General features: G+C 69.6%; 22 protein-coding genes. 10 read left to right on the top strand and 12 right to left on the bottom strand.

The features are described 5' to 3' along the window. Window positions 1-126 precede the first annotated feature (126 nt). The gene (locus tag MPPM_RS13355; RefSeq protein WP_096485488.1) at window positions 127-1,032 is read left to right on the top strand and encodes a metallophosphoesterase; all 906 of its coding nucleotides are present in this window, start codon (window positions 127-129) and stop codon (window positions 1,030-1,032) included. Window positions 1,033-1,067: 35 nt separating this feature from the next. After that, entirely contained in the window at window positions 1,068-1,331 is a 264-nt protein-coding gene (locus MPPM_RS13350) for a YARHG domain-containing protein (RefSeq protein WP_096485487.1), read from the top strand. Between the two features lie 103 nt (window positions 1,332-1,434). Here MPPM_RS13350 and MPPM_RS13345 read toward each other — a convergent pair whose 3' ends face one another. From MPPM_RS13345 to petA, 4 genes are all read right to left on the bottom strand, one after another. After that, entirely contained in the window at window positions 1,435-2,310 is an 876-nt protein-coding gene (locus MPPM_RS13345; protein ID WP_096485486.1) for an S-methyl-5'-thioadenosine phosphorylase, read from the bottom strand. Window positions 2,311-2,514: 204 nt separating this feature from the next. Then, the gene (locus tag MPPM_RS13340) at window positions 2,515-3,408 is read right to left on the bottom strand and encodes a cytochrome c1 (protein ID WP_096485485.1); all 894 of its coding nucleotides are present in this window, start codon (window positions 3,406-3,408) and stop codon (window positions 2,515-2,517) included. Window positions 3,409-3,429: 21 nt separating this feature from the next. Further along, window positions 3,430-4,722, bottom strand: a complete 1,293-nt coding sequence (locus MPPM_RS13335; protein WP_017485816.1) for a cytochrome b — start codon at window positions 4,720-4,722, stop codon at window positions 3,430-3,432. Window positions 4,723-4,756: 34 nt separating this feature from the next. Next, complete coding sequence (gene petA / locus MPPM_RS13330; protein ID WP_017485815.1) at window positions 4,757-5,305, bottom strand: ubiquinol-cytochrome c reductase iron-sulfur subunit; 549 nt, start codon at window positions 5,303-5,305, stop codon at window positions 4,757-4,759. A 420-nt stretch (window positions 5,306-5,725) separates the two neighbouring features. Here petA and MPPM_RS13325 point away from each other — a divergent pair, with 420 nt between their 5' ends. Beyond that, a complete protein-coding gene (locus tag MPPM_RS13325; RefSeq protein WP_096485484.1) occupies window positions 5,726-7,006 on the top strand; it encodes an O-acetylhomoserine aminocarboxypropyltransferase in 1,281 nt (426 codons plus the stop codon). Between the two features lie 4 nt (window positions 7,007-7,010). Here the strand turns inward: MPPM_RS13325 and MPPM_RS13320 are convergent, their stop codons facing one another. The 3 genes from MPPM_RS13320 to MPPM_RS13310 form a co-directional block, all read right to left on the bottom strand. Then, window positions 7,011-7,868: a formyltransferase family protein gene (locus tag MPPM_RS13320; protein ID WP_096485483.1), complete on the bottom strand. Its 858-nt coding sequence runs from the start codon at window positions 7,866-7,868 to the stop codon at window positions 7,011-7,013. Beyond that, window positions 7,868-8,635, bottom strand: a complete 768-nt coding sequence (locus MPPM_RS13315; RefSeq protein ID WP_096485482.1) for an SDR family NAD(P)-dependent oxidoreductase — start codon at window positions 8,633-8,635, stop codon at window positions 7,868-7,870. The genes MPPM_RS13320 and MPPM_RS13315 overlap by 1 nt, the downstream gene beginning before the upstream one ends. Before the next feature lie 70 nt (window positions 8,636-8,705). Continuing rightward, window positions 8,706-10,013, bottom strand: a complete 1,308-nt coding sequence (locus MPPM_RS13310; RefSeq protein ID WP_096485481.1) for a capsule polysaccharide biogenesis protein — start codon at window positions 10,011-10,013, stop codon at window positions 8,706-8,708. Between the two features lie 345 nt (window positions 10,014-10,358). Here MPPM_RS13310 and MPPM_RS13305 point away from each other — a divergent pair, with 345 nt between their 5' ends. From MPPM_RS13305 to MPPM_RS13290, 4 genes are all read left to right on the top strand, one after another. Further along, entirely contained in the window at window positions 10,359-12,311 is a 1,953-nt protein-coding gene (locus MPPM_RS13305) for a capsular polysaccharide export protein, LipB/KpsS family (RefSeq protein WP_096485480.1), read from the top strand. Between the two features lie 6 nt (window positions 12,312-12,317). Next, complete coding sequence (locus tag MPPM_RS13300; RefSeq protein ID WP_096485479.1) at window positions 12,318-13,805, top strand: LTA synthase family protein; 1,488 nt, start codon at window positions 12,318-12,320, stop codon at window positions 13,803-13,805. Between the two features lie 182 nt (window positions 13,806-13,987). Continuing rightward, window positions 13,988-15,160 (top strand): polysaccharide biosynthesis/export family protein, encoded by a 1,173-nt coding sequence (locus tag MPPM_RS13295; RefSeq protein ID WP_096485478.1) that lies wholly within the window; start codon window positions 13,988-13,990, stop codon window positions 15,158-15,160. Between the two features lie 255 nt (window positions 15,161-15,415). After that, window positions 15,416-16,537: a branched-chain amino acid ABC transporter substrate-binding protein gene (locus MPPM_RS13290; RefSeq protein ID WP_096485477.1), complete on the top strand. Its 1,122-nt coding sequence runs from the start codon at window positions 15,416-15,418 to the stop codon at window positions 16,535-16,537. Between the two features lie 8 nt (window positions 16,538-16,545). Here MPPM_RS13290 and MPPM_RS13285 read toward each other — a convergent pair whose 3' ends face one another. Further along, window positions 16,546-17,121 (bottom strand): tyrosine phosphatase family protein, encoded by a 576-nt coding sequence (locus MPPM_RS13285; protein WP_096485476.1) that lies wholly within the window; start codon window positions 17,119-17,121, stop codon window positions 16,546-16,548. 119 nt (window positions 17,122-17,240) lie between these two features. Between MPPM_RS13285 and MPPM_RS13280 the strand changes: the two genes are divergently transcribed. Together MPPM_RS13280 and MPPM_RS13275 are read left to right on the top strand one after the other, a co-directional pair. Continuing rightward, entirely contained in the window at window positions 17,241-18,350 is a 1,110-nt protein-coding gene (locus tag MPPM_RS13280) for a TRAP transporter substrate-binding protein (RefSeq protein WP_096485475.1), read from the top strand. Between the two features lie 534 nt (window positions 18,351-18,884). After that, window positions 18,885-20,288 carry a deoxyribodipyrimidine photo-lyase gene (locus MPPM_RS13275; RefSeq protein ID WP_096485474.1) on the top strand — a complete coding sequence of 468 codons (1,404 nt, stop codon included), beginning with the start codon at window positions 18,885-18,887 and terminating at the stop codon, window positions 20,286-20,288. Between the two features lie 3 nt (window positions 20,289-20,291). On the opposite strand, the gene mtgA is transcribed toward MPPM_RS13275, so the two are convergent. Further along, the gene (gene mtgA, locus MPPM_RS13270; protein WP_096485473.1) at window positions 20,292-21,077 is read right to left on the bottom strand and encodes a monofunctional biosynthetic peptidoglycan transglycosylase; all 786 of its coding nucleotides are present in this window, start codon (window positions 21,075-21,077) and stop codon (window positions 20,292-20,294) included. A gap of 36 nt (window positions 21,078-21,113) precedes the next feature. Here mtgA and MPPM_RS13265 point away from each other — a divergent pair, with 36 nt between their 5' ends. Continuing rightward, window positions 21,114-22,076, top strand: a complete 963-nt coding sequence (locus MPPM_RS13265; protein ID WP_096485472.1) for a polyprenyl synthetase family protein — start codon at window positions 21,114-21,116, stop codon at window positions 22,074-22,076. Between the two features lie 9 nt (window positions 22,077-22,085). Here MPPM_RS13265 and MPPM_RS13260 read toward each other — a convergent pair whose 3' ends face one another. From MPPM_RS13260 to MPPM_RS13250, 3 genes are all read right to left on the bottom strand, one after another. Beyond that, window positions 22,086-22,511, bottom strand: coding sequence for a thiol-disulfide oxidoreductase DCC family protein (locus MPPM_RS13260; protein ID WP_096487846.1), 426 nt, complete (start codon window positions 22,509-22,511; stop codon window positions 22,086-22,088). 17 nt (window positions 22,512-22,528) lie between these two features. Further along, entirely contained in the window at window positions 22,529-24,217 is a 1,689-nt protein-coding gene (locus tag MPPM_RS13255) for a thiamine pyrophosphate-binding protein (protein WP_096485471.1), read from the bottom strand. Window positions 24,218-24,389: 172 nt separating this feature from the next. Further along, the gene (locus tag MPPM_RS13250; RefSeq protein ID WP_096485470.1) at window positions 24,390-25,937 is read right to left on the bottom strand and encodes a hypothetical protein; all 1,548 of its coding nucleotides are present in this window, start codon (window positions 25,935-25,937) and stop codon (window positions 24,390-24,392) included. Window positions 25,938-26,077 lie beyond the last annotated feature (140 nt).

Here is a 26,077-nt window from a genome sequence, read left to right as displayed (position 1 = left end):
AGTGTGGAATGCCCCGTCGGGGGAAGGGTTTTGGCGCCGGCCCCCGCCATGAACCGACGCGCCCGTCATCCGGCGGTCATGCGGCGGGGCCAGCCTCCCGCCCTCGCCCGGCCGTGAGGAGTCGCCATGTTGTCCCGCCGTTCCGTCCTCGCCGCAAGCGCTGCGCTCATGGCCAGCAGGGCCGGAGCCGCCGGCGCCCGGTTGCGCTTCGGCGTGATCGCCGACCCGCAATATGCCGAGGCGCCGCCGAATTTGACCCTCGGCCGGTACTACGCCAACAGTCTCGACAAGATGCGAGCGGCGGTCTCCGCCCTGAACCGGGAGGACCTCAGCTTCGTCGTGACGCTCGGCGATACCATCGACCGCGACGTGGCGAGCTACGACAAGATCCTGCCGATCTATCGGACGCTTCGCCACGAGACCCGCTTCGTGCTCGGCAACCACGATTTCGACGTGGCGCCCGAGCATCGCGGCCGGGTGGCGAGCCTGCTCGGGATGGCGAGCCCGTCCTATGACTTCGCTGCCAGCGACATCCGCTTCGTCGTCCTCGACGGCAACGACGTGTCGCTGTTTGCCCCCCCGCCGGACGATCCGCGCCGGCAGCTCGCCGCGGAGCGGCTGCAGCAGGCCGAGGCCGCGGGCCTCGTCAACGCCAAGCCCTGGAATGGCTCCCTTGGCGAATCACAGTTCGCTTGGCTGGAGGGGTGCCTGCGGGCAGCGCGCGCGGCCGGCGAGCGCGTCGTCGTAATCAACCACTACCCGGTCGCGCCGGACAACCCGCACAATCTGTGGGATGCGAACCGCCTCACCGCGCTTCTTGCCCGCCAGCCGCACGTGATCGCCTACTTCAACGGCCACAATCATAAGGGCAACTACATCGAGCGGGACGGAATTCACTACGTCAACTTTCACGGCATGGTAGACACGCCGGACAGCTCGGCTTTCGCCATCGTCGAGATCGCGGGCGACCGTCTGGAGATCCAGGGGTTCGGCCGCGAGCCGAGCCGTTCGCTGACCCTCAAGACCGCCTGAGGACATCCGTGCTCCGGTGGATCGGAGCCCGTTTCATGCGTCGACTGACCGCTGCGCTTCTCCTGTCGATCACGGCCTCGCCCGCTCTGGCGGCTTTCCCCTGCGACGAGCTGTGGGGCGAGCGCAACGCGATCTACAAGGATGCCGGCTACTGCTTCCGCACCGAGCGGGCGATCCGCGCCTTCGGCAATGCCGGCTGCAAGTACGACGAGCTGGCCGACGTGCCGCTCTCCGCCCGCCAGCGCGCCGACATCGCCGACATCCAGCGCCAGGAGCGCGCCGCCGGCTGCGCCCGCTGAGGCTTTCCGTAGACACCTGCCACCACCGCGAGAGCCCCTCTCTCGCAGATGGGGAGAGGGGAACGCGTTTTCGACCGCTTCGACGGTCCGTCGAAGAAGCGCGTCAGACGTTCAGCACCCGCCCGGCCACGGCATCGAGCTTTGCCACCAGCTCCGGATCGCGATGGGCGGGCGCCGTCATGATCGCGCCGTCCAGCGCCCGGTGCGAGCCGGCCGGGCAATCCTCGCGCTCGGCCGGGAAGTCGCGGGCGACGCGGGCGACCAGCTGCGCCGCCTTGCCGGCATTGGCGCGGGCCACGGCGACCACCGAGGCGACGTCCACGCTGTCGTGGCTCGGATGCCAGCAATCGTAATCCGTGACCATGGCGATGGTGGCGTAGGTGATCTCGGCCTCGCGGGCGAGCTTGGCCTCGGGCATGTTGGTCATGCCGATCACGTCGAAATTCGCTGCCTTGTAGTGCTTCGACTCGGCGAGAGTCGAGAATTGCGGCCCCTCCATGCAGACATAGGTGCCGCCCCTGTGCACCGAGATGCCCTCGGCTTCCGCCGCCGCGGCGATGCGCTTCTGCAGGGCCGGCCCGACCGGGTGGGCGAAGGGCACGTGGGCGACGCAGCCATTGCCGAAGAACGAGGTCGCGCGGCCGAAGGTGCGGTCCACGAACTGATCGACCAGCACGAACAGGCCCGGATGCAGCTCGTTGCGGAACGAGCCGCAGGCGGAGAGCGAGACGATATCGGTGACGCCCGCGCGCTTCAGCACGTCGATATTGGCGCGGTAATTGATGCCGGTGGGCGAGAAGCGGTGGCCGCGTCCGTGCCGGGCCAGAAACACCACCTTGGTCTGACCGATGCGGCCGATGCGCAGCGCGTCGGAGGGTTCGCCCCAGGGCGAGGCGATCGTCTCCTCGCGGACATCCTCCAGGCCGGGCAGGTCGTAGACGCCCGAGCCGCCGATCACGCCGAGAACCGCTGCCGTCATGCAAGAATCCCTTGTGGTGTGGCCGACACTCTCGCAGCCCGCGCCGCGCGATTTTCTCGCGAGACCGGGCATAAGGATCGGCAATGACGTTTTGAATGCGCGCGGATCGGCTCGTCCGGCGATGGGAAACCCTTAACGCAGGCCTCCCTCGACACGCAAACGGGCCCGCGCGGGGCCCGTTCGTCGTCGATCGTTATGAGCGGATCAGTAGGTCTTGTGCAGCTCGGGCTGGAGGCCGTGCACCTCGCCGCCGACCTTCTTCCAGATCTGCTTCTTCACGTAGTAGAGCAGACCGGCCAGCACGATGAGGAACAGGATCACGCGCAGGCCCAGCGCCTTGCGCGCCATCATGTGCGGCTCGGCCGCCCAGGCCATGAAGGCCGACACGTCGCGCGAATACTGATCGACCGTCTCCGGCACGACCGCCTCGCCCTTGTCGTTCTTCGGGTAGATGATCTGCCCATCACTGAGCGGGTTCGGCATCGCGATCACGTGGCCGGGATAGTATTTGTTGTAGTAGCCGCTGTCCGGCATCGTGAAGCCCTTCGGAGCCTCCTCGTAGCCGTTCAGGAGCGCGTGGATGTAGTCGACGCCCTGCTCGGAATAGCCGGTGAAGGGCAGTGCATCGAAGACGAAGAGCGGGAAGCCGCGCTCGTAGGTGCGGGCCTTGGCCAGCACCGAGAAGTCCGGCGGCGCCTTGCCGCCGTTGGCGGCGGCAGCGGCCTTGTCGTTCGGGAAGGGCGGCGGGAAGCGGTCGGCCGGACGGGCCGGACGCTCCTTCTCGGAACCCGAATCGTCGAGCTCCTTGACGCTGTAGGTCTCGGCGAGCGCCTTGACCTGCCCTTCCGTGAAGCCCGGGCCGCCCGGCTCCGCGAGGTTGCGGAAGGCGACGAGCCGCATGGAGTGACAGTTCGCGCAGACTTCCTTGTAGACTTGGAAGCCGCGCTGGAGCTGCGCCTGATCGAACCGGCCGAACATGCCGGCGAAGCTCCACTTCTCCCGCGGCGGATTGGTGCCGTGGCCGTCGTCGGCGACGGCCGAGCCGGCACCGAGGGAGGCCGCGAGTAGAGCCGCGGCGGCGAGGCGTGCGATGCGCATCGTTGTTCTCTCCCTCTGGCCCTAGGCGCGCTTGGCCGGTTCGGCCGCAGCACCCACGGGCATGCCGGATCCGCTCACCTGCTTGCCCGGACCGGTCACGGTCTCGAGGATCGAGCCCGGCAGACGGTCCGGTGTCTCGAACAGGCCGACCAGCGGCATGACGATGAGGAAGTGGGCGAAGTAGTAGACGGTGCAGATCCGCGAGGCGAGGACGTAGCCGCCCTCCGGGGGCTTGGCGCCGAGCCAGCCGAGCAGGATGGCGTTGACCAGGAACACCCAGAAGAACACGCGGTAGACCGGGCGGTAGTTGCAGGAGCGGACCCGCGAGGTGTCGAGCCAGGGCGCGAAGGCCAGGATCAGCACCGCGCCGAACATCAGGATGACGCCGCCGAGCTTATCCGGCACCGCGCGCAGGATCGCGTAGAAGGGCAGGAAGTACCATTCCGGCACGATGTGCGCGGGCGTCACCGACGGGTTGGCCGGGACATAGTTGTCGGCGTGGCCGAGATAGTTCGGCTGGTAGAAGATGAACCACGCGAACAGGATCATGAACACCACCACCGCGAACACGTCCTTGATGGTCGCGTAGGGGGTGAAGGGCACGGCATCCTTGCTCGACTTGATCGGGATGCCGGCCGGGTTGTTCTGGCCCGTGACGTGCAGCGCCCAGACGTGCAGGACGACGACGCCGGCGATCATCCACGGCAGCAGGAAGTGCAGCGAGAAGAAGCGGTTGATGGTCGGGTTGCCGACCGAGTAGCCGCCCCAGAGCAGGCTCTGGATCGTGTCGCCGACGACCGGGATCGCCGCCAGGATGTTGGTGATGACGGTGGCGCCCCAGAAGCTCATCTGGCCCCACGGCAGGGTGTAGCCGAGGAAGGCGGTGGCCATCATCAACAGGTAGATGATGACGCCGAGCAGGTAGAGCACCTCGCGCGGAGCCTTGTAGGACCCGTAATAGAGGTTGCGGAAGATGTGGACGTAGACCGCAACGAAGAACATCGACGCGCCGTTGGCGTGCGCGTAGCGCAGCAGCCAGCCGTAATTCACGTCGCGCATGATGTGCTCGACGCTCTCGAACGCGTTGCTGGCATTCGGATCGTAGTGCATCGCCAGCCAGACGCCGGTGATGATCTGGATGCCGAGGAACGCGATCAGGATCGCGCCGAAGGTCCAGAAATAGTTGAGGTTACGCGGAACCGGGAAGGCGACGAAGGACGAGTGCACCAGACCGACCAGCGGCAGCCGTGACTCGAACCACTTCGCGAGGCGGCTCTTGGGTACGTAGGTCGAGGTCGCGTGTGCGCTGCTCATCGGTTTGCCCGCTCCGGCTTCTCGTGTCCTGTTGTCAGGCGACCGCCTTGCCGCCCTCTTCGCCGATCTTGATCTTCGTATCGGTCTCGAAGGCGTAGGGCGGAATCGGAAGATTGGTCGGCGCCGGGCCCCGGCGCACGCGGCCGACGGCGTCGAACTGCGAGCCGTGGCAAGGGCAGGACCAGCCCTCGTAATTGCCCGAATGGCCGATCGGCACGCAGCCGAGATGGGTGCAGTTGCCGTAGCTCACGAGCCACTGGTCGTGACCCTTCTTCACCCGGGAATCGAAGGTGGCCGGGTCGATCATGTCGGAGAGGGGCACGGCCTTCATATCCGTGACTTCCTTCTCCGTGAGCTTGCGCACGAAGATCAGCTTGCCGCGCCAGAACACGTTGACGATCTGGCCGTCCTGGATCGGGCTGAGATCGACGTCGAGCGGCGCGCCGGCCGCGACGGTCGCGGCGTCGGGCGCCATGGAGGCCACGAAGGGCCACGCCACGGCGCCGGCCCCGACAGCCAATCCCGCGCCCGTGGCGAGAAAGAGGAAATCTCGCTTGGTGCCCTGAGGCCCTTCGTCCGCCAAGGTGCAACCCTCCCGTCAGCCGTCGCGCCGAGCCTCTCGCAGCGGCGCTCGCGACCGGGCTCGGCCATGCGCGCCTTGGAGGCTTTCAAATTCGAAACCCGACGCAACGGGAGACACCATCGCGCCGCGGCAATCAATGCGACCGTGGGTCACCGGATTGCCGTTTTATTTCCTGCGCGGCTCTCTGACATGCCAGATACGAACATGTCTAGACTGCCACGCTTGATGCAACGATCGGCGCCATACGATCCCCGGCCATCGTTACCGCGGAGCACCATCCCGCCGATGCAGGCCGCGAACGGGCCGGCGACGCATGCTGGGTGAGCCGGCTCCGGCCGTCATGTGAGCACGCATGCGGACGCCGCGCTTGCACCGCCGAAGAGCACGGGCGTAAACGACGCGCCTTGAGGAGTTTCCGTGATGACCGACCGCCAGCCCGGCTTCAACACTCTCGCGATCCATGCCGGCGCGACCCCCGACCCGGCCACGGGTGCGCGGGCGACGCCGATCTATCAGACGACGAGCTTCGTCTTCGACGACGTGGACCACGCCGCTTCGCTGTTCGGACTCCAGGCCTTCGGCAACATCTACACCCGCATCACCAACCCGACGAACGCGGTGCTGGAGGAGCGCATCGCGGCGCTCGAAGGCGGAACCGCGGCGCTCGCCGTCGCTTCGGGCCACGCCGCCGAGTTTTTGACGCTGCACGCGCTGATGCAGCCGGGCGACGAGTTCATCGCGGCCAACAAGCTCTACGGCGGCTCGATCAACCAGTTCAATCACTCCTACAAGAATTTCGGCTGGCAGGTCGTTTGGGCGGATACGGATGATCCGGAGTCGTTCGAGCGCGCCATCACCCCACGAACCAAGGCGATTTTCTGCGAGAGCATCGCCAATCCGGGCGGGGTGATCACCGACATCGCCGCGCTCTCGGCCATCGCCAAGCGCCACAACATTCCGCTCATCGTCGACAACACGATGGCGACGCCGTACCTGATCAAACCATTCGAGCACGGCGCCGACATCGTCGTGCACTCGGCCACCAAGTTTCTGGGCGGCCACGGCAACTCGATCGGCGGTCTGATCGTCGACGGCGGCACCTTCCAGTGGCAGGGCGACGAACGCTATCCGATGCTGTCGCAGCCGCGCCCGGAATATGCCGGCATGGTGCTGGCCGAGACCTTCGGCAATTTCGGCTTCGCCATCGCGGTGCGCGTGCTCAGTCTGCGCGATCTCGGGCCGGCGCTCTCGCCCTTCAACGCCTTCCTGATCCTCAACGGCATCGAGACCCTGCCGCTGCGGATGCAGCGCCATTCCGACAACGCCCTGAAGGTGGCGAGCTTCCTCAACGGCCACGAGCTGGTCGATTGGGTGAGCTATCCCGGCCTGGAGAGCGATCGCTACCACGCGCTGGCGCAGCGCTATACGCCCAAGGGCGCGGGCGCCGTGTTCACCTTCGGCCTCAAGGGCGGCTACGAGGCCGGCGTGAAGCTGGTCTCGAACCTCCAGCTCTTCAGCCACCTCGCCAATATCGGCGACACCCGCTCGCTGGTGATCCACCCGGCCTCGACCACGCACCGCCAGCTCACCGACGAGCAGAAGCGGGCGGCGGGTGCCGGCCCCGAGACCGTGCGCCTCTCGATCGGCATCGAGGACCCGCAGGATCTCATCGACGATCTCGACGCCGCCCTGCGGGCGTGAGGCTCTAAACCCTGCGGGAGAGCGTCAGCGCGTCCCGCAGGTCCTGCGCGTCGTTGAGGAGCCGGCCCTCCCGGCGCATCCGTGCCAGCAGCGCCCGGTCGGGAAAGCCGCGATAGGGCAACACCGGAACCGTCCGTCCCGCCGGAACCGCGCCTTCGGCAGCGATGTCGCCGAGCACGCGATTGAGCAGGATCCTGCCGTGCTCGTGCAGGCGCACCGCCGCGCGGGTGGCCGTCGTATCGGCGGGCAGCGCGACCGCCTCCTGCGCCAGGATCGCGCCGGCATCGATCGCGGGCGCGAGGCGGTGGATGGTGGCGCCGAATTCGCCCTTCCCGTCCGCCAGGGCGTGAAGCGTCGGCACGGGGCCGCGGTGGAGCGGCAGCAGGCTCGGATGCAGGTTGATTCCGCCGAGCTGCGCCCGACCGAGCGTCGCCGCGGAAAGAATCTGGTCGAAGTGGAAGGTGACGATCAGGTCGGGCGCGTGTGCCGCGAAGGCGTGGGCCACCTCCGCGCCGTTGACGTCATCGACGCGCAGGGTCGGGATGCCGAGGCGGCGGCACAGGCCGGCGAGCGGCGTCGCCTCGGGCGTCCCGGCGCTGCCGGCGAGGCGCTGGGTGAGCGGTGCGAGCGGACGCAGCAGGTCGGGCAGCCCGAAATTGACGCCGAGATAGGGCAGGAAGCCGGGGCCGGACCGGGCGAGATGGCGCCGGACCTGACCGATCAGCCCGCCGGTTGCCGGCCGCTCGGCGTTGGAGAGCCCGACGAAGGCGATCGTCTCCGCGTGGTCCGCCACGAAGCGGCGCACGGCGCGGGCGTTCGGCAGCGCCTCCAGCGCGAACAGGGCGATCCGGGGCGCCGCCATCACCGCCGCCGCCGGTTGCGGAAGCGGAAGCCGTGCAGGCCGGCGCTGCGGACCCATTCCGGCACCAGAAGCGCCCCACGGGCAAGCGCGGCGAGGATCGCCGGGAAGGCGATCACGTCGCGGTCCCGCTCCAGCCCGCGGGCGATGCGGGCGGCGGCCTCGTCCGCACTCATCTCGAGCGGGCGCCAGCCCTTGATCACCCCGCCCATCGGCGTCTTCACGTAGCCCGGCGTTACCACGCTGAGACGGACGCCGAGCGGCTTCAGCTTCTGGCGCAGGGCCAGGCCGTGGGCGAGGAGTGCCGCCTTGGCGCCGCTATAGGCCGGCGCGTCGGGCAGCGGCGCATAGGCCGCGAGTGAGGAGATCAGCGCGATCTGCCCCCGGCCGCGCTCGCTCATCAGGGTCACGCAGGGCAGCATCACGTTGAGCGCGCCGGTGAGATTAATGTCGGCCGTTTCAAAGGCCGTCGTTTCCGTCTCCAGCCCGCCGGACGGGTGTCCTCCGTTGACCGCGGCGTTGACGATGACGAGATCGAGCGGCGTCGCCGCATCGGTCTGGCGGATCCAGGCGCCGACCGCCTCGCGCTCGCGCACGTCGATCTGCCGCGTGCGGACCTCGGCGCCCTGCCCCCGGCAGCCCTGCGCCACCGCCTCCAGCCGTTCCCGATCGCGTCCCGTGAGCACGAGGCTCGCCCCCGTCGCCGCGTAGAAGCGCGCGAGGGCCGCGCCGATGCCGCTGGAGGCGCCGGTGATGAGGATGACGGGCAAGGATCGGTGTCTTTTCGCAGGAAGCCGGGTCTCGGCCGAAGCAGCCTGAATCCGCTTCGAGGGCTGGCGGTCAATAGGCGGGCGAGAGGCTTCCGTCGCGGTCGGCCTGTTCCAGGGCGTCGCGGGCGGCGGCGAGGGAGGCGGGTGGGAGCGCCGCTTCGAGACGCGGCACGGCCCCGGCCACCGCCCGCTCGATCGCCGACCGGGAGAAGTAGCCGCCGTTGATCTGGGTCCGGTGCATGACCACGCGGAGGAAATCCTGCATCAGACTCGCATCCGGCGCCTGCGGGGCGCGCCAGAAGGTGTCGATGTCCCCCTGATGGGTCAGACCCGGCATGTTGTAGACCGCCGAGCCGAAGGCGAGCGTCGGCCGCCCGCGCTCGAGGGCCAGCATCCCGACGGTGGAGTTGACCAGCACGACGCCGCGGCTGCCGTCGATGAGCTTGGGCAGGTCGCCGCCATCGATGAAGTCGAGCCGATCGTTGCAGCCGTGGCGCTTGGCCGATTGGCGGGCGCGCTTGCGCCAGTTCATGATGCCGCTGTCGAGCGGGTGCAGCTTCACGAGGAGCCGCGTCGGCGCCTGGGAGTGCCGAGCGAACGAGGCGATCACCCGGTCCATGAAGCCCTCGACGCCGAGGAACGGCGAGTGGACGCGGATCTGGTAGTCGCTGTCGAGCTGGAGCGGCAGCAGGAAATAGTCGGCGTTGATCGCGTGGTAGATCTCGTTCACCCGCGCCGCCTCGCGGCGGGTGCGGCGGCGGCGCACGAATTTGCGGATCCAGCCGGCATACTCGGCCGCGATGTGATTCGGCCGGTGGCTGCGAAAGCCCGGATAGAGGTAGGGAAAGCCGATATTGGCGATGTTGAAGCCGATGTCCCACAGGCTGCGCCGCGCCATGTCCCCGGTGAGCGGCATGGCCCGGCCGGGCTGCGGCAGCTTGCGGGCGAGATCCCGGATCTCCTCCGCCCGTTTGGGCAGGGTCGAGTTGCCGTTCACACCGCCCGCTTCGCAGGTGATCCAGTAGGGCCGGATATAGCCCTCCTCGAACACGTGGATGCGCACGCCCATCGGTCTGGCGACCAGCACCGCCGCCTGATGGTAGGGACGGCAATCCCCGAACAGCACGATGTCGGTGACGGAATGCGTGCGGATATAGGCCTCGAGATAGGTCTCCCAGCCGTCGCGCTTGCCGCGGTAGTGATCCGCAGGATGGGGCCAGAACAGCCAGTCGCCGGCCGAGAAGTTGATGCGCCGCACCCCGTAACCGCGTTCGCGCAGGGCGGTGCCGAGCACCGAGAAGAACGGGGAGGCGATCCCCTGCAGGAACAGGAACGTGGCGCCGTGGCGGCCTATCGCATTGGCAAGAGGCTGCGGCATACCCAGGCGCTCAATCCCTCGTCGTGAAGCGATCTGTGTTGCGTCGTCCGGCTGAGCACCTCTCACGACAGCCTCGCGAACGACAATCGCCGCGCGGGTCGGCCGGGAGAATTTGCGGCCTCCGTTGCCGATCCATCACGCAGCCCCTGCGACGATCGGTCGATCATCGTCTCGCGCCAGATTGCGGCTCCTGTGTGTCCGGTTCAAATCCATCCCCTGAAAAGTGAACCGCAAAATTTGGTGCCGCTCCTGCCGCGGGGGTGGCGATGCCGGCCATGTCGGTTCCGGCCTGTGCCGCGACCGTGGCTTGGGCTATGGAGCGGGCCTCGCCATGATCGACCCGAGATGATCGACCTGCGCCACATCGAGCCGCACGGAGAGTCCGGGCTGCCCCCCTCCTTCCTGCCGCTCGCGCGGACGGTTCGCCGCCTGCGTGAGCAAGTCGAGGCGGCGACGGGGGCCCAGCTCACCTTCCGCTCGCCCGGCCCACCGGCATTGTGGTCCGCGACCGGCCAGACGGATGGCAAGGCGATCCTGCGGGTGGCGCCGGGCCCGCTTCTCAGCCCCTACGATTCTCCCGAGACCGGCCTTTCGAGCCTGCGTCTGCGCTACGGCGGCCTCCCCGTCGGCGGGGAGCCGCCCTCCCCGGATCTCGGCGATCTTCTGCGCGCACGCGGGCTGGCGGGCTCCAACCGCTTCGCCCGCCCGCTTCAGCAGGCGGTGTCGGGCGCGTTTGCCGGGAAAGCACCACCCGCCCTCGCCCTGATCGATCCGGACACTGCGGCGTCACGCTCTTCCTCCCACGCCTTCCTGACGCGGCTCCTCGCCGAGAATCCGGGGACTCGCTTCGTCGCCGCCGGTTCCGAGGGCTGCCCCACGGACGCAACGCCGATCGATCCACGGCTGACGGTGATCGCAGGCCCGGCCGATCCCTGGTCCCTGTTTCCGCTCGCCGCGTGCATCCACGTGGCCCGCTGGGACGCGGCTTGCGAGGCGGTGCTGGCCGGCTTCGAGACCTTTTGCCCGGATCCCGCGGCGGGTCCGCGCCCGGCGGACGAGGCGGCTTTCCTGGTGCTTCGCTACGGTGCGGGCGTGCACGGCTTCGATCCGTGGACGCGGCGGCCGATCCCGCTCGCGGACGCGGCGGAGCGGGTGGCGTGGCTGCGCGACCGCTTTCTCGGCAACGACCGCCGCGTTGTCCTCGTCGGCGTCTCCGGCTGGAAGCGGGCCGCGCTCGATGTGTTCGCCACCGGCCCGGCGGGCGCGCCCCTCCACACCATGACGGCGGAGGAAGCGGTAAGGCTCGCCCGCAGTCACGACGGCCGCGTCCAGGCCTGGGCGACCCGCTGCCCGGAGCCGTTGCCGCGCCTCTGCGCGGAGGCCGGCATCCCTTTCGCGCGCGTCGAGGACGGTTTCCTGCGCTCCGTCGGACTCGGCGCCAGCCTGCAGCCGGGCGCCTCCATCGTCGTCGACGATCTCGGCATCTACTACGACCCGCGGGTCGAGAGCCGGCTCGCCCGCACGCTGAGAGAGGCCGAATTTCCAGCCTGGCTGACCGCCCGCGCCGCAGCACTGCGCGAATCGATCGTGGCGCGGCGCCTGAGCAAGTACAATGTCGGCCTCGAAGCCGTGGGCGAGGACTGGCCGACCGACCGGCGCGTCGTGCTGGTGCCGGGGCAGGTCGAGGACGACGCCTCGGTGCTGACCGGGTCACCGCAGGTGCGCGGCAATCTCGCCCTGCTGCGGGCGGCCCGCGCCCGCAACCCGGACGCCTTCCTGCTCTACAAGCCGCATCCCGATGTGGAAGCCGGTTTCCGGCCCGGCGCAATCCCGGAGGAGGAGGTGCGGCGGCTCGCCGACCGCGTCGTCGGCGGCCTCTCGATCGTCGACCTGCTCGACCGTTGCCACCACGTCGAGACGATGACCTCGCTGGCGGGCTTCGAGGCGCTGATCCGGGGCCTGACCGTCGCCGTTCACGGCCGTCCCTTCTACGCCGGCTGGGGCCTGACCGAGGATCTGGCCCCCGGCGCCGGGCGCGGACGAATGCTCACCCTCGACGAACTCGTGGCGGGCGCACTGATCCTCTACCCGCTCTATCTCGACCCGGTGGCGATGAAGCCCTGCACGCCCGAGCAGCTGCTCGACCGGCTCAGCGAGGCCCGCGCCGCGGCGCCACCCTCGCGGCTCGCACTGGGTGCAGCCCGCCACGCGACGATGCGGCTGCGCTATGCCCTGATCAATCCGATCCTGCGCCGCCTGCGCGCCCGCCGCGGCGTGCGCAGCGAATCCGGCCGCTGAGTCGGCATGAGCCTCGCGACCCTTCTCGTACCGCTGTCGATTGCGCTCGTCGGCGCCTTCGCCATCGAGGCGGCGACCTCGCCGCGACGGCCGAGCCTTCGGGCCGCCGATCTGGCGATCCGGAGCATCGGCTACGCGCTCGTGACGCTGTTCTGGTTCCAGTTCTCGTGGCGGCCTTGGCTCGCGGCCTCATCCTGCCTGCTGACGCTCGCCATCCTCTCCGTGGTCGATCGGCTGAAGCGTCAGGTGATCGGCGAGCCGGTGGTGTTCAGCGACCTCGCCCTGCTCGCCCAGGTGCCGCGCCACCCTCAGCTCTACTACACCCTGCCACTCACCGACTTCCGGATTGCCGGGCCCCTGCTGCTCGGCCTCGCCATCGTCATCGCATGGTACGCCCTGGAGCCGGCGGCCCTGCCGGATGGGGCGTGGGCGTCCGCGCTGGCGGTCCTCGGTCTGCCGGCCATGCTGGCTGCGCTCGTCGGCGCGAGCCTGAGCCCGGCCGGTCAGGCGGTGCTGCGCCGTCTTTTCCCCTACCCCGATCTCGCACGGGACGTCGCGCGCTACGGGCTGGTCGCGACCATGATGGGCTACGGCCTGCGCCGCCTCGGCGAGGTGGATGCACGACCGTCTTCGCCGAGCGCCGGCGGCGAAGCCGACGACGAGATCGTCGTGGTCGTCCAGCTCGAATCCTTCCTCGACCCGGCTCGTCTCGGGGGGCCGAACCTTCCGGTGATGGCGCGGATCCGCGCTCAGGCGGCGCAGTACGGCCGCCTCGCGGTCCCCGCGCACGGCGCCTACACCATGCGCTCCGAGCACGCGGTCCTCACCGGCCTCGACCCCGACGGTCTCGGCTTCGGCCGCTACGACCCCTACCTCGCCCGCAAGGGCGAGGAGCCCACGAGCCTCGCCCGGCTCGCCCGCGCATCCGGGTACGAGACGGTGTTCGTGCATCCGTTCCACCGTGACTTCTTCGACCGGGCGCAGGTGTTTCGGAGGCTCGGCTTCGACCGCCTCGTCATGGAGGAGGATTTCTCCGATGCGCCCCGCATCGGCCCCTACATCGCCGACGTCGCGGTCGCCGAGCGCATCCTGGCCGAGGTGATGCCGAGCGAGGACCGCGCAGCCGGACGACGCCGCTTCGTCTTCTCCGTCACCATGGAGAATCATGGTCCCTGGAAGCCGGGCCGGCTCGCCGGCATCGACGAACCGTTGGCGCAGTATCTTCACCACGTCGCCCATACGGGCCAAGCCGTGGAGCGGCTGATCGACGGGCTTGCCGGCCGCAGGGCGACGCTCTGCGTGTTCGGCGATCACGCTCCCTCCCTGCCGGATTGCCGGCCATCGCTCTCCGGGCCAGTCGCGACCGACTACGCCCTGTTCCGCTTCGGCCGCGAAGACGGTCAGGCGCCGGTTCGTGTCGACCTCACCGCGGCACAGCTCGGCTGTGTCCTGCGGGACGCCCTCGCCCCGAAACAAGCAGGATTGAGGGGATAAGCGTGGCCGTGCCACGGTGGTGACGCATTGCTGCGTGAGCGCTCGGCGGCCATCGGCGCATTGTGCGCGTCATTCGAGAGTCAGGCCGGGGCCCGTGTTCAATGGATCGCAGTCACTGCGCGGCTATCGGGAAGAGGTCTGACGTGACGGCACGGTCCGCCCAGACCCGGATGGAAGCGTCCATGAAACGCGCTGCGGCCCTGACGATCCTCGCGGCGTCCCTCGCCGTGTCGGGATGCTCCATCCTGCCGGCGGCGGGGCCGACCACCTCGGCGATCGAGAGCGGCGCCGACATCGCCACCGCCGAGGGCCTGTTCGCCCGCTACGAGATCATCGACGTCACCCCTGCCATCGTCGAGGCCCTGCGCACCCGCCCCCTCGACAGCCTCCTCGTCACCTTCGGCGACCACCGCCCCTCCGTCGAACCGGTGATCGGGATCGGCGACTCGGTGGCGGTCCAGGTCTGGGAGGCCGGTGCGGGCGGCCTGTTCTCGGGCCCGCTCGTCGCCGACCGTTTCTCCGCCGGCTCCAAGTCCGCCACGATCCCCGAGCAGGTGGTCGGGCCCGACGGCGGCATCACCGTTCCTTACGCCGGCCGCATCAAGGTCGTCGGCCGCCGCACCCAGGACGTCCAGGCGCTGATCGAGACCGAACTCGCCGGCAAGGCGATCCAGCCGCAGGTGCTCGTCTCCGTCACCAAACCGGTCTCGCAATCGGTCACCGTCACCGGCGAGGCGGCCACCGGCAAGCGCGTGCCGCTCTCGGGCCGCGGCGACCGCCTGCTCGACGTCATCGCCCAGGCCGGCGGCGTGCGCACGCCGGTGGCCGAGACCTTCGTGCGGCTGTCGCGCGGCAACCGCACCGTCACCGTGCCGATGAGCACCGTGGTCGCCAATCCGCGCGAGAACATCTTCGTGCGTCCCGACGACACGCTGACGCTGGTGCGCGACCCGCAGACCTTCCTGGCGGTGGGTGCGCTCGGCTCGACCACCGAGGTGCCGTTCTCGGCCGACGGGCTGACCCTGTCGCAGGCGCTGGCCCGCGCCGCGGGCCTGCGCGACTTCCAGGCCGATCCGGAAGGCGTGTTCATCTTCCGCTACGAGCCGGCGGCGGTGGTGCGGCGGCTGCGGCCGAACTCGCCGCTCCTGGCCTCGCCGCAGGTGCCGGTGGTGTACCGGGTCAATCTGCGCGACCCGCAGGGCCTGTTCCTGTCGCAGAGCTTCCGCATGCGCAACCGCGACCTCGTCTACGTGTCGAGCGCGCCGTTCGCGGAGCTGGGCAAGGTGCTGAGCGTGTTCTCCACCGTGACGGCGCCGGTCGCCGCGGGCGCTTCCCTCTACACCGTCACCCGATAGGATCCCTGTCCCGGAAGGCGAAGGCGCGGGCGCACCGTGTTCTCCGCCCCTCGACCGAAAGTTCGCCCTGTTTCATCGAGATCTCGACTTGCCAAAGGTCCCGCCCGCGTCATTCCATGCATCATCTGTGATGTCGGATGCGCGGCCGTGCCGCTCCCGGAAAGGGAGCCGGCGCAGGACGATGGTCCTGGCAGACGACAACGGTCCGGACCGGCAGACCTTGGCAACGGGGCAGCGGGCTGGGAAAGAGGCGCCATGACGGTCCGACGCCCCCTCGCCCTCGCTTCGGTCTCCCTCGCGCTGCTCGCCGGGCTCATCGCCGCCTCTCCGGCCGCGGCGGAGGTGAAGGTTGGCGTCGCCGTGCCGCGGACGGGCCCCTACGTCACCGTCGGCGAGCAGGTTCTGCGCGGCGTCGAAGCAGCGGCCAAGGACGCCAACGCCAAGGGCGGAATCGACGGCGAGCCCATCGTGCTCGATGTGCAGGATGATTCCTGCGATTCGAATCAGGCCGTGGCGGTCGCCAATCACTACGTGAACTCGGGCGTGAAGCTCGTCGTGGGCCATGTCTGCTCGAATGCGTCGCTGGCCGCCTCCGACGTCTACGCCGCCAACGGAATCGTGATGATCACCGCGGCCTCCGTCGCCGCCAAACTGACCGATCGCGGCCTGCCGACGATCTTCCGCGTCTGCGGCCGGGACGACGATCAGGCCAAGCTCTCCGCCGCCATCCTCGCCGAGCGGTTCCGCGATCGGAAGATCGCGATTCTCAGCGACCTCTCACCGGCCTCGCGCACGCTTGCGGCGGCGACCAAGGACAACCTCAACCGCATCGGCGTGAACGAGGCCATGTCCACCGCCTTCCAGCCGACCGATGCCGACGATGCCGCCCTCGCCGACCGGCTGAAGGCGGCGGGGATCGACGTGGTCTATTACGGCGGCGACGCGCAGGAGATGGGCCGGCTGGTCCGCATCGCGGCCGAGCGGGGGTTTCGACCGCAATGGTTCGGCACCTCGGCCATCGCCACGCCGGATTTCGCCAAGATCGCAGGGCCGGCGAGCAACGGCGTGCTGATGACCTTCTATCTCGATCCGAGCCGGAAACCCGAGGCGCAAGGGACGGTCGCCGCCTTCAAGGCCCAGGGCATCGAGGCGGATGGCTCCATGATCTACGGCTACGCCGCGCTCCAGGCGCTGGTGGAGGCCGGCAACTTCGCCCACAGCACGGAACCGGCTGCGATCGCCAAGGCGCTGCACAGCGAGCGCTTCGATCTGGTGCTCGGCCCGGTCGGCTTCGACGCCAAGGGCGACATCACCGCCCAGGGCTACGTGCTCTACGTCTGGCGTGACGGCAACTTTACCCCGGCCAAATCGAACTGAGCCGAGGATCAGCCACGCAGGGCCGCGTCGACCTCCGCACCGCGACCGAGATCGCGCATCACCTGATCGAGATGGGGGCGCTTGCGCAGTTGCAGGCCGTGCAGGCGGCGCACAGCCTCGCTGAGGCTGCCCCGGCGTCCGAGCATCTCGTCGGCGAAGGCGATCATGCGCGCGTTCGGCCAAGCCTTCTCCCGCTGGGCGTGGAGGCGGGCGATGAGGTCTTCGGCCGGCGTCTCGGGCTCGGCCTCGGCGAACAGGGTCGCCAGCGCCGCGGTCGAGCGCGAGATGCCCACATGGCAGTGGACGAGGATGTGGATCTCCCCGCCATCGGCGATGGCCTCGCGCCCGAAGGCCAGAATCTTCTCGACGTCCCCGCGCTCCGGCAGGACGACGCCCGGCGCCGGCTCGATGGCGTCGTGGAAGCGCAGGATGGTGCGCCGATGGGTGCCATAAGCACCGAACGCCTCCGGATCCGCCCGGTCCGGATCGAGGATCGACAGGACATGACTGACGCCGCGGGCCTGATGCTCGACGAGTTCGTCAAGGCCGCAGACGGTGTGGAGGCTGAGTTTCTCGGTGCTCACGCGAAGCCTGCTATCACGGCGCCGCGCGGGAGGCGACGGGGCGTGACCCGGTTTCCCGCTGGCCGCCTTCACGTGTATGGCAACGGTCGGCCGGCCGATCGGGACGACCCGGGAGATCCATGTCAAACACCCTGCCACGCCGCGCCCTGCTGACCGCCGGCCTCGGCGCCGGATTGAGCGCCGCTGGAACGTCGGTGAGCCCTGCTCAGGCCCAGCAATCCGCACCCGAACTGCGCTGGCGCCTGACCTCGGCCTATGCGCGCAGCCTCGACATCCTGTTCGGCGCCTCCGAGAGCCTCGCGAGAGCGGTGGCCGAGGCGACCGACGGGCGCTTCCAGATCCAGGTCTCGGCCGCGGGCGAGTCGACCCCCGCCGACGGGCTGCTCGACGCGGTGGGAAGCGGCAAGGCCGAGATGGGCCACGCACCGGCAAGCTTCGGCATGGCCAAGACTCCGGCCTTCGCACTGGCCACGGCCATCCCGTTCGGTCTCAACGCCCGTGGCCAGAACGCGTGGTGGCTCCAGGGCGGCGCATCGGAGCTGTTCGCCGAGATCTTCGCCAAACACGGATTGGTGGCGCTGCCTGGCGGCAATACCGGCGCGCAGATGGGCGGCTGGTTCCGCAAGGAGATCAAGACGGTCGGCGATCTCCAGGGGCTGAAGCTGCGCATCGCCGGGCTCGGCGGCACGGTTCTGTCCAAGCTCGGCGCGGCGGTGCAGGCGACGCCGGGGCCGGAGATCTACGCCGCGCTGGAGAGCAAGGCGCTCGACGCCGCCGAGTGGATCGGCCCGCACGATGACGAGAAGCTCGGCCTCCAGAAGGTCGCGCCGATCTATCACTATCCCGGTTTCTGGGAGGGCAGCGCCCTGCTGCATTTCTGGATCAACGCCGAGGCGTGGAAAGGCCTGCCGAAGACCTACCGCGCCATCCTGCAGGGCGCGGCGGCGCAGGTGAACGCCGATGTCCAGGCCCGCTACGACGCGCGCAACCCACAGGCCCTGCGCCGGCTGGTCTCGGGCGGGGCACAGCTCCGCCCCTTCCCCCAGGACGTGATGGAGGCGGCGCTCAAAGCCTCGAACGAGGTCTATGCCGACCTTTCGGCCAAGAACCCGGACTTCAAGCGGATCTACGACGCGATGAAGACATTCCGGAACGAGGAGTACCTCTGGTTCCAGGTGGCCGAGTACACCTACGACAACTTCATGATCCGCGCCCGCGCCCGCGGCTGACAGCGCCGGCCTCGAAACAAAAAAAAGCCGCCCCGAAGGACGGCCCGAAGTCTAGGGAGGAAACGCCCAAGGAGGGCAGCGGGACACGGACGCCGTCCGCGTTCCCGCAATGCACAAAATGATCTTTGCCCGGGATTTTTCAAGCTGCTTGGTCGGCAATGATCACGTTTGCGCGTGTGCAGGCACACGTCGCACCGGGTCTGTCACTCAAATGCCGCATGTCCTCATCCGGCCCGAATGCAATGCTCGCGGCAAGCTTCGCAATAGACGAGCGCGCGCGATCTGCTTTCGCCGCGCGGCACATCGTTGAATCGTCTCGCGATTTCTGATCGGGCGGCAACCCCGCTTCGAGCCGGCCGGCTGCGTCTGGCGCCGACGATGCAACGTTTGCCGCGCTGGTGCATTCCCTGCCCCGACGCGGGATCGATCTCGGGTCGCCGACGGGCGAACCCCGAATCACGCGGCAGAGCCTGATTCGGCCGCTGCGCCGGTGAGGTGAGGCGCGACAGGTCGAAACGGGGGCGTTTTCGGGCGATGGCGATCCAACCGGCCCGCATCCGGGTTCTGAACGACGTGCCGCCGCGCGATGGCGGCGACTACGTGCTGTATCTGATGCAGCAGTCGATGCGCGTCCCGTTCAATCCGGCGCTGGAACTGGCGATCGAGGAGGCCAACCGCCTCAAGCTCCCGCTTCTCGTCTGCTTCGGCCTGCTCGATGGCGCCAACGGCTTTCCGGAGGCCAATGCCCGGCACTACGCCTTCCTGCTGCAGGGCCTCGCGGATGCGGCCGCCGCCCTGGAAAAACGCGGCATCGCCTTCCTCCTGCGGCGCGGAACGCCGGCCGAGGTCGCCATCGACCTGTCGGAACGGGCCGCTCTGCTGGTGCTCGATCGCGGCTATCTCGCGATCCAGAAAGGCTGGTACGGCGAGATCGAACGAGGAGCCAAGTGCCGGATCGTCCAGCTCGAGGGCGACGTGGTGGTGCCTGTCGAGACTGCCTCGACCAAGCACGAATACGCCGCGCGCACCCTGCGCCCGAAGCTCCAGAAGCTCTGGGACGATTATCTCGAACCGCTGGCGCCGCGGACGATCGATCATCCCGCCGGGGGGTTGATCAAGCGGCTGAAGCTGAAGGACGGGCTCGACGTCTCCGATCCGGACAGGCTCCTCGCGAAGTTGACCCTCGACACCACGGTCGGCCCGGTGCAGCGGTTCCGCGGCGGCCATACCGAGGCGCGCGGGCGCCTCGACAGCTTCGTGGACGAAGCCTTCGCCGGGTACGGCGCCGGCCGCAACAAGCCGGAGGCGGGAGCCGCCTCACATATGAGCCCCTACCTGCATTTCGGACACATCTCGCCGGTCGAGATCGCCCTCGCGATCCGCGCCGCGGAGGACGCCGACCGCGACGACCGCTCGGCCTATCTCGAGGAGCTGATCGTCCGGCGCGAACTGGCGATGAACCACGTCTTCCACACCGAGGGCTACGACGATTACGCCCGCGCCGTACCGGAATGGGCCCGCAAGACGCTCGCCGAGCATGCCGACGACGCGCATCCCAAACTCTACTCCGAGGAGGAACTGGCGGAGGGCAAGACCCACGACCATTACTGGAACGTCGCCATGCGCGAGATGCGCGAGACCGGCTACATGCACAACCAGCTGCGCATGTACTGGGGCAAGAAGATCCTCGAATGGTCGCCCTCGCCGGAAGAGGCCTTCGCCCGGACGCTGCGGCTCAACAACCGCTACTTCCTCGACGGGCGCGACGCCAACTCCTTCACCAACGTCGCCTGGATCTTCGGCCTGCACGACCGCCCCTGGCAGACCCGCAAGATTTTCGGAAGTGTGCGCTATCAGAGCGAGAACTCGCTCCGGAAGTTCGATGCGAAGGCCTACGAGCGGGCGGTGACGCGACTGTGCGAGGCGGAAGGTGGCTGACGCTCAGCGCTTCAGACACCCCATCAACCCGTCCACCTGCCCCATCCGGCTCTGGATGCGCCCGGCGATCGCCCGCACGCCGCGGGTCGGCTTGCCGGCGCTGCGCAGGATCGGGTTCGGCAGGACCGCGGCGAGGAGCGCGGCCTCGTTGCGGGTCAGGTCGCGGGCGCTCTTGCGGAACCAGTGGCGGGCGGCGGCCTCGACCCCGAAGATCCCCTCCCCCCACTCGGCGACGTTGAGATAGATCTCCATCGTCCGGCGCTTGCCCCAGACCGCGTCGGCCATCACTGCCAGCGGGATCTCGAGACCCTTGCGGATGTAGGAGCGGCCGGGCCAGAGGAAGACGTTCTTGACCGTCTGCATGGTGATGGTCGAGGCGCCGCGGCTCGGGCCCTCCTCGTCGTCCACCACCTCGCGCAACGCGCCCCAATCGACGCCGTTATGCAGGCAGAAGCGCTGATCCTCGGAGGCCATCACCGCCTGGACCAGGGCCGGCGCGATCGCCTCCAGGGGCACGCTGTCCCGCTGCGCGCCCTGGAGTGTCAACCATCGGCCGAGCATCAGGGTTGAGGGCGGGGTCGCCACGCTATAGACGAGCGCGAGCGTAAGCGTGAAGGCAAGAATGGCAATGGGAGCGAGGGTGATCAGGGTCGCGGCGCGCCGCAGCCCGGTTCGACGCCTCGGAGCGGACTTTTGGGTGGCGGAGGCCCTCGCGAGGGGTCTCGACGCCGGAATCCGTCGCAGGTCGCGCCCGTGCCGTTCCGCCTCGCTCTCCTCCGGCACCGCCACCTCGCGTCCGCCCCTCCCCGATCCAGGCCCCTTCCGATGACCTCAACGCAGGCTTCCCACCCCTCGGTCAAGGCGGACGCCTATACGGGTGACTTTACCCACAGGCTCGCTCAGGTCGCCGACACCGTCGAGACCTTCCTCGTCGACCTGCTCGGCCCGACCCTACAGGCGGGCGAGATCGCCCGGCCACCGCGGCTGATGGAGGCGATGCGCCATGCCGTGCTCGGCGGCGGCAAGCGCCTGCGCCCCTTCCTCGCCATCGAGACCGCACGGATGCTCGGCGGCGCCGAGGATGCGGCGCTCGCCGCCGGCGCCGGCGTCGAACTCGTCCACTGCTACAGCCTCGTCCACGACGACCTGCCGGCCATGGACGACGACGACCTGCGCCGCGGCAAGCCCACCGTCCACAAGGCCTACGACGAGGCCACCGCGATCCTCGTCGGCGACGCGCTCCAGACGCTCGCCTTCGAGGTCACCGCCGATCCGCGCTGGCAGCCCGATCCGGCGATCCGGGCGGAGCTGGTGCTCGGGCTCGCCCGCGCCTCCGGCCTCGGCGGCATGGTCGGCGGCCAGCTCCTCGACCTCTCGGCCGAGGGGCGCTTCGGCCCGGCCAATATGGATATCGACGACACCCTGCGGATGCAGGCGATGAAGACCGGCGCGATCCTCGCCTTCTCCGTCGAGGCCGGCGCGCTGGTCGGCGGCGCGAATGCCGACGAGCGGGCGGCGCTTCTGCGCTACGGCAAGGCGCTGGGTCAGGCCTTCCAGGTCGCCGACGACATCCTCGACCGCGAGGCTTCGCCGGAAGCCATGGGCAAGGCCACCGGCAAGGACAAGGATGCCGGCAAGGCGACGCTGGTCGACCGCCTCGGCCTCGACGGCGCGCGCGCCGAGTGCGACCGGCTGGTGGCGCTCTGCGACGAGGCCGTCGCCCCCTGGGGCGAGCGGGCGCGGGTGCTCAAGGACGCGGCCCGCTTCACCGTGGCCCGCAAGGCCTGATCTTTTCGCTCACGGGTGCGGCGGATCCACCGGCCGAACTCCTTGAAAGCGGTGCCGCTGTTCCGGCGGCACCCGGGCACAATCCTCGCGGCGGCCGAACAGCCTGTAGCGAAAGCGTGCCACGACGCCGTAGAGACGGTCGCGCAGCGGCTTCGGCAGGATCCGCGCTATCCTCGCCCAGCACCACGGCGCCCGGAGATGCCGCGCCACTTCCAGTGCAGCGTCCGAGCGTGTCAGTGCCCGGCCATCCTGAACCAGCAGGAAGGTGCCGTTCAGATCCTCGGCCGTGAAGCCGTGCTGCGCGGCGAGGGCGAGCCCTTCGGTCGACCACGCGCCCATGAAGTGGAGGCGCTCATCGCGCTCGTGCGCCAGCACGAACCGCACCGATCCGGCACAGAGCACGCAGTCCGTATCGAAGACGAGAGTCGGCGGCATCGGGTGCGGGGAGACCGTCACGCCGCGCTGACCACCACTTCCACGAGGTTCGGCCGCCCCGAGCGGATGCCCGCCTCGACCGCCCCGGCCACATCCCCGGCCCGCTCGATCCGCCGCGAGGGCACGCCCATGGAGGCGGCGAGTGCAAGAAAGTCGATGCGCGGCTCGGTCAGATCCATGGCGATGAAGCGGTTCGCCCGCACCGAGGCGTAGTGTGTCTGCGATTTCATGAATTGCTTGAGGATGTTGTACTCGGCGTTGTTGATCACGACGAAGGTCACCGGCAGCCGCTCGTGCGCGGCGGTCCAGAGCGCCTGGGGCGAGTACATCGCCGCGCCGTCACCGACGATGCAGACCACCGGCGCCCGATCGAGCCCGAGGGAGAAGCCGACCGAGGCCGGCATGCCCCAGCCGAGCACGCCGCCGCGGATCGAGGAATATTGCCGGGTCCAAGTGCTGTGCAGGATCGTGCGCAGATGCCCGAGCGTCGCGGGCGCTTCGTCGACGATGGCGATGTCGGATCCGACGGCGCGGGCGATCTCGCGGGCGGCGACGAGGGGATGGATGACGGGATCGGCGAAGGCGGCATCCGCCCGCGCCTCCAGGGCGGCCCGGCGGGCGTCGTAGGCGGCGACGGCCTCTCGGCGCAGGCGGGCATAGGTCTCCGCCCGGGGCGCGACGCGGGTTTCCAGGAGCGGCAGCAGCACGTCGAGGGAGGCGCGCACGTTGCCCACCGTCGAGAGCTGCGTGGCGTAGGTGCGGCCGAGGTCGCGGGCATCGGCCGAGAGCTGGAACACCTCCGTGCCCGGCGGCACCGCCGAGCCTTCCGTGTACAGCACCGTGATGAGCGACTTGCCGCCGAGCGCGAACACAGCGTCGTAGCGGCCCAGGATCTCGGCGATGCCGCTCGCCTTGGTCGGCAGGTTGCCCATCCAGAGCGGGTGGGCGGTCGGAAACGGGATATGCGCCGGCCAGGACGAGCCGTAGACCGGCGCCGCGAGAAGGTCGGCGAGCCGCACCGCCTGGGCCGAGGCGTCGCTGGCATCGACCTCGTCGCCGGCGATCAGGGCGAGTCGTCCCGGCGCGATCGCCGCGAGATGGTCAGCCAGCCGGTCGAGAGATCCGGCCACGGCGTGGTGGTCGATGACGGAAATCTCGCCGAGCGGCGCGGCCGTCTTGGCCTCCATCACGTCCATCGGCAGGGACAGGAAGACCGGCCCCGAGGGCGCGGCGGCACAGTCGTGGAAGGCGCGGCGCAGGAGCACCGGGAGTTGGTCGGCGTTCGTCACCTCGCGCGCCCATTTCACCGTGGGGGCGGCGATGGTGGTCAGGTCGCCGAACAGGAGCGGATCGGTGATGACGTGCCGCGAATCCTGCTGGCCCGCCGTCACGACGAGGGGTGTGCCGGAGATCTGGGCATTGAGCAGGTTGCCCATGCCGTGGCCGAGGCCGCCGGCGGTATGCAGGTTGAGGAAGCCCGGCCGTCGCGCGCCCTGGGCATAGCCGTCGGCCATGGCGACCGCGCTCGCCTCCTGCAGCGCCAGGACGTAGGCGATGTCGGACGCGTCCGTCAGGGCGTCGATCAGCGGCAGTTCGGTCGTGCCGGGATTGCCGAAGACGTAGCGGACGCCCTCCGAGCGTAGCACCTCCACCAGCACGTCGGCGCCGCGCCGCTCGGCCAGGGAATCGAGTGTCGTGACCGTCATGGCTCGCTCCTCACCTGCCCGAGAGAGCCTCCCCCGCCGCGCATCGCACGCACAGGAGGCATGCCCGTCTTGGCTCCGCCTCGGCGACGCCCGCTCAAGGTCTCCCATGACCGACGGCGGCGCGAGGGCCGCTCATCCCTCTGTCGAATCTACCGCCGAAATCGTCACCGGTTCAGGGCTGGGCCGCGCGCGGCCGCACGGTCCAGGTCGCCCAGAAAACCGGCCGGCCGTAGAGGGAGGAGGCGTCGCCGCCGTCGATTCGCGGCGCACGGCGGTCGAGCCAGGTCAGGAAGCCGCCCTTGTCGGGGTAGATCGCGGGTGCGTCGAGGTTGCCGTAGCGGTCGGTCATCCAGCCGAAACCGTCGCGGGTGAAGCGCCCCAGGGCGTCGCCGCCGGAGCGAAGGCCGAGAAAGGCCGTCGAGTGGCCGGCCGCCACGGGTTCCGCGTAGAGCGCCAGGGCGGTGATGCTGCCGGGCGAGAGGTCGGACGTGTAGTGCAGGCAGATGTCGGCGACGGGTCCGCCCGAGACCGTGACCGGCCGCGAGCAGGTATAGGCCAGGGCCCACCGGTCCATGCCGCGCGCCTTGGCGACGCGGATCTCGGTCTCGGCGGGCAGGCTCTCGATCAGCGTGACGGGCGCCGACCATGTCCGCTCCGCCAGCGGGTCGCGGCTCGTGCGCAGATACAGGGCCATGCGCCGCTTGCTCCGCGGCGCCTCGCAATCGGCGGGCACCACGTCGGTGTAGAAGTAGTGGTAGACGCGATCGACTGCGCTGATCGAACCGGTCAAGCCGCGCGCCTCGAAATCCGGCGCGACGCAGTTGCCGACGATGGGCTTGCCGGTGTCGTCGAGCACCGGCGCGGGCTTTGCCGCCGCCGCTGACCGCCCGCGCCCGCGCCGCCGCCCCTTCTCCTCGGGGGCGGGCGCCCCGAACGGCCGCCACTCGGTGCCGGGATCGGCCTCGACGCGCAGGTCGAGGCTCTGGAAATCGTAGGTTCGCGCCTGGACCAGCACCCGGCGGCGGCCCTCACCCGAAGGTTCGGTCGCGGTGGCCAGGATGGCGTAGTACGGATCCCCGGCCCAATCGCGCCCGGCCACCATCATCGCGTTGCCGGACGGGTCGTCCTCCGGCGTCGGCGCCTGGGGGCGGAAGGTCATCTTTTCCGCCTGCCTGTCCCCTTGCCGCGCCTCGCGCGCCGCCCGGCGGGCCTCCCGCCTTGCCTGCCGGCTGGCCCGGCTGCGGCGGCGCGGCTGCTCGGCCCGCGTCGAGCCGGACCCTTTGAGCCCTTCGCTCCAGAAGCGCGGATCGGTCGGGGGCAGGATCGTGGCCAGCGTCTCGATCTGCCGGCCGATGCGCACGGCGCCGCCCGCGGCAGGATCGGTGGCGCGCAGGTCCGACGGGCAGGCGTCCTCGCCGCGGCGACCGCCGCCGCGCGGCGGCTCGGCCCGATAGATCACCTGGAGCGGGCCGGGCGCGCCGGTCTCCTTGAGCCGCAGGATCTGCACGTCGTGAACGAAGCGGCAGGGCGGCGGAACGGCGTAGACGCCTTCGGCCTCGTCGTCCGAGCGGCAGATCTCCAGGGCGCCGCCGCCGGTGAGGTAGCAAGCATTGCCGCCGCGGGTCGGCCCGGCCTGAGAGGGGCCTGCCAGCGCCGCGAGCACGGCCAGCACCGGCCCAGCGATCGCCGCCGCGCTTGAACCGGATCTGGCCGCGGGCATGAGGAGACCGCGTCCTGCGGCGGCGGAATGGAAAAGGCGCGGTGTCTGCACGGCGGAACCTTAGCCCTTCCCGGTCGGGCTGGGAAAGCAGTCCCCTCGGCCCTTCCCCATCACGATCAGGTCGTTTTCGGCACGCGGGA

The organism is Methylorubrum populi, assembly GCF_002355515.1.
Classification (GTDB): domain Bacteria; phylum Pseudomonadota; class Alphaproteobacteria; order Rhizobiales; family Beijerinckiaceae; genus Methylobacterium; species Methylobacterium populi_A.
Note: the sequence above shows the minus strand (reverse complement) of the source record. Positions and strands in the feature narration are given on the sequence as shown.

Bases quoted from the DNA above. Each gene is read 5' to 3' on its own strand.
- MPPM_RS13350 (WP_096485487.1), top strand. From the start codon at position 1,068: ATGCGTCGACTGACCGCTGCGCTTCTCCTGTCGATCACGGCCTCGCCC.
- MPPM_RS13280 (WP_096485475.1), top strand. From the start codon at position 17,241: ATGTCAAACACCCTGCCACGCCGCGCCCTGCTGACCGCCGGCCTCGGC.
- MPPM_RS13345 (WP_096485486.1), bottom strand. From the start codon at position 2,310: ATGACGGCAGCGGTTCTCGGCGTGATCGGCGGCTCGGGCGTCTACGAC.
- MPPM_RS13265 (WP_096485472.1), top strand. From the start codon at position 21,114: ATGACCTCAACGCAGGCTTCCCACCCCTCGGTCAAGGCGGACGCCTAT.
- MPPM_RS13305 (WP_096485480.1), top strand. From the start codon at position 10,359: ATGATCGACCTGCGCCACATCGAGCCGCACGGAGAGTCCGGGCTGCCC.
- MPPM_RS13250 (WP_096485470.1), bottom strand. From the start codon at position 25,937: ATGCCCGCGGCCAGATCCGGTTCAAGCGCGGCGGCGATCGCTGGGCCG.
- MPPM_RS13300 (WP_096485479.1), top strand. From the start codon at position 12,318: ATGAGCCTCGCGACCCTTCTCGTACCGCTGTCGATTGCGCTCGTCGGC.
- MPPM_RS13260 (WP_096487846.1), bottom strand. From the start codon at position 22,511: ATGCCGCCGACTCTCGTCTTCGATACGGACTGCGTGCTCTGTGCCGGA.
- MPPM_RS13255 (WP_096485471.1), bottom strand. From the start codon at position 24,217: ATGACGGTCACGACACTCGATTCCCTGGCCGAGCGGCGCGGCGCCGAC.
- MPPM_RS13320 (WP_096485483.1), bottom strand. From the start codon at position 7,868: ATGGCGGCGCCCCGGATCGCCCTGTTCGCGCTGGAGGCGCTGCCGAAC.
- MPPM_RS13295 (WP_096485478.1), top strand. From the start codon at position 13,988: ATGAAACGCGCTGCGGCCCTGACGATCCTCGCGGCGTCCCTCGCCGTG.
- MPPM_RS13335 (WP_017485816.1), bottom strand. From the start codon at position 4,722: ATGAGCAGCGCACACGCGACCTCGACCTACGTACCCAAGAGCCGCCTC.
- MPPM_RS13355 (WP_096485488.1), top strand. From the start codon at position 127: ATGTTGTCCCGCCGTTCCGTCCTCGCCGCAAGCGCTGCGCTCATGGCC.
- MPPM_RS13325 (WP_096485484.1), top strand. From the start codon at position 5,726: ATGACCGACCGCCAGCCCGGCTTCAACACTCTCGCGATCCATGCCGGC.
- MPPM_RS13340 (WP_096485485.1), bottom strand. From the start codon at position 3,408: ATGCGCATCGCACGCCTCGCCGCCGCGGCTCTACTCGCGGCCTCCCTC.
- MPPM_RS13310 (WP_096485481.1), bottom strand. From the start codon at position 10,013: ATGCCGCAGCCTCTTGCCAATGCGATAGGCCGCCACGGCGCCACGTTC.
- MPPM_RS13275 (WP_096485474.1), top strand. From the start codon at position 18,885: ATGGCGATCCAACCGGCCCGCATCCGGGTTCTGAACGACGTGCCGCCG.
- MPPM_RS13290 (WP_096485477.1), top strand. From the start codon at position 15,416: ATGACGGTCCGACGCCCCCTCGCCCTCGCTTCGGTCTCCCTCGCGCTG.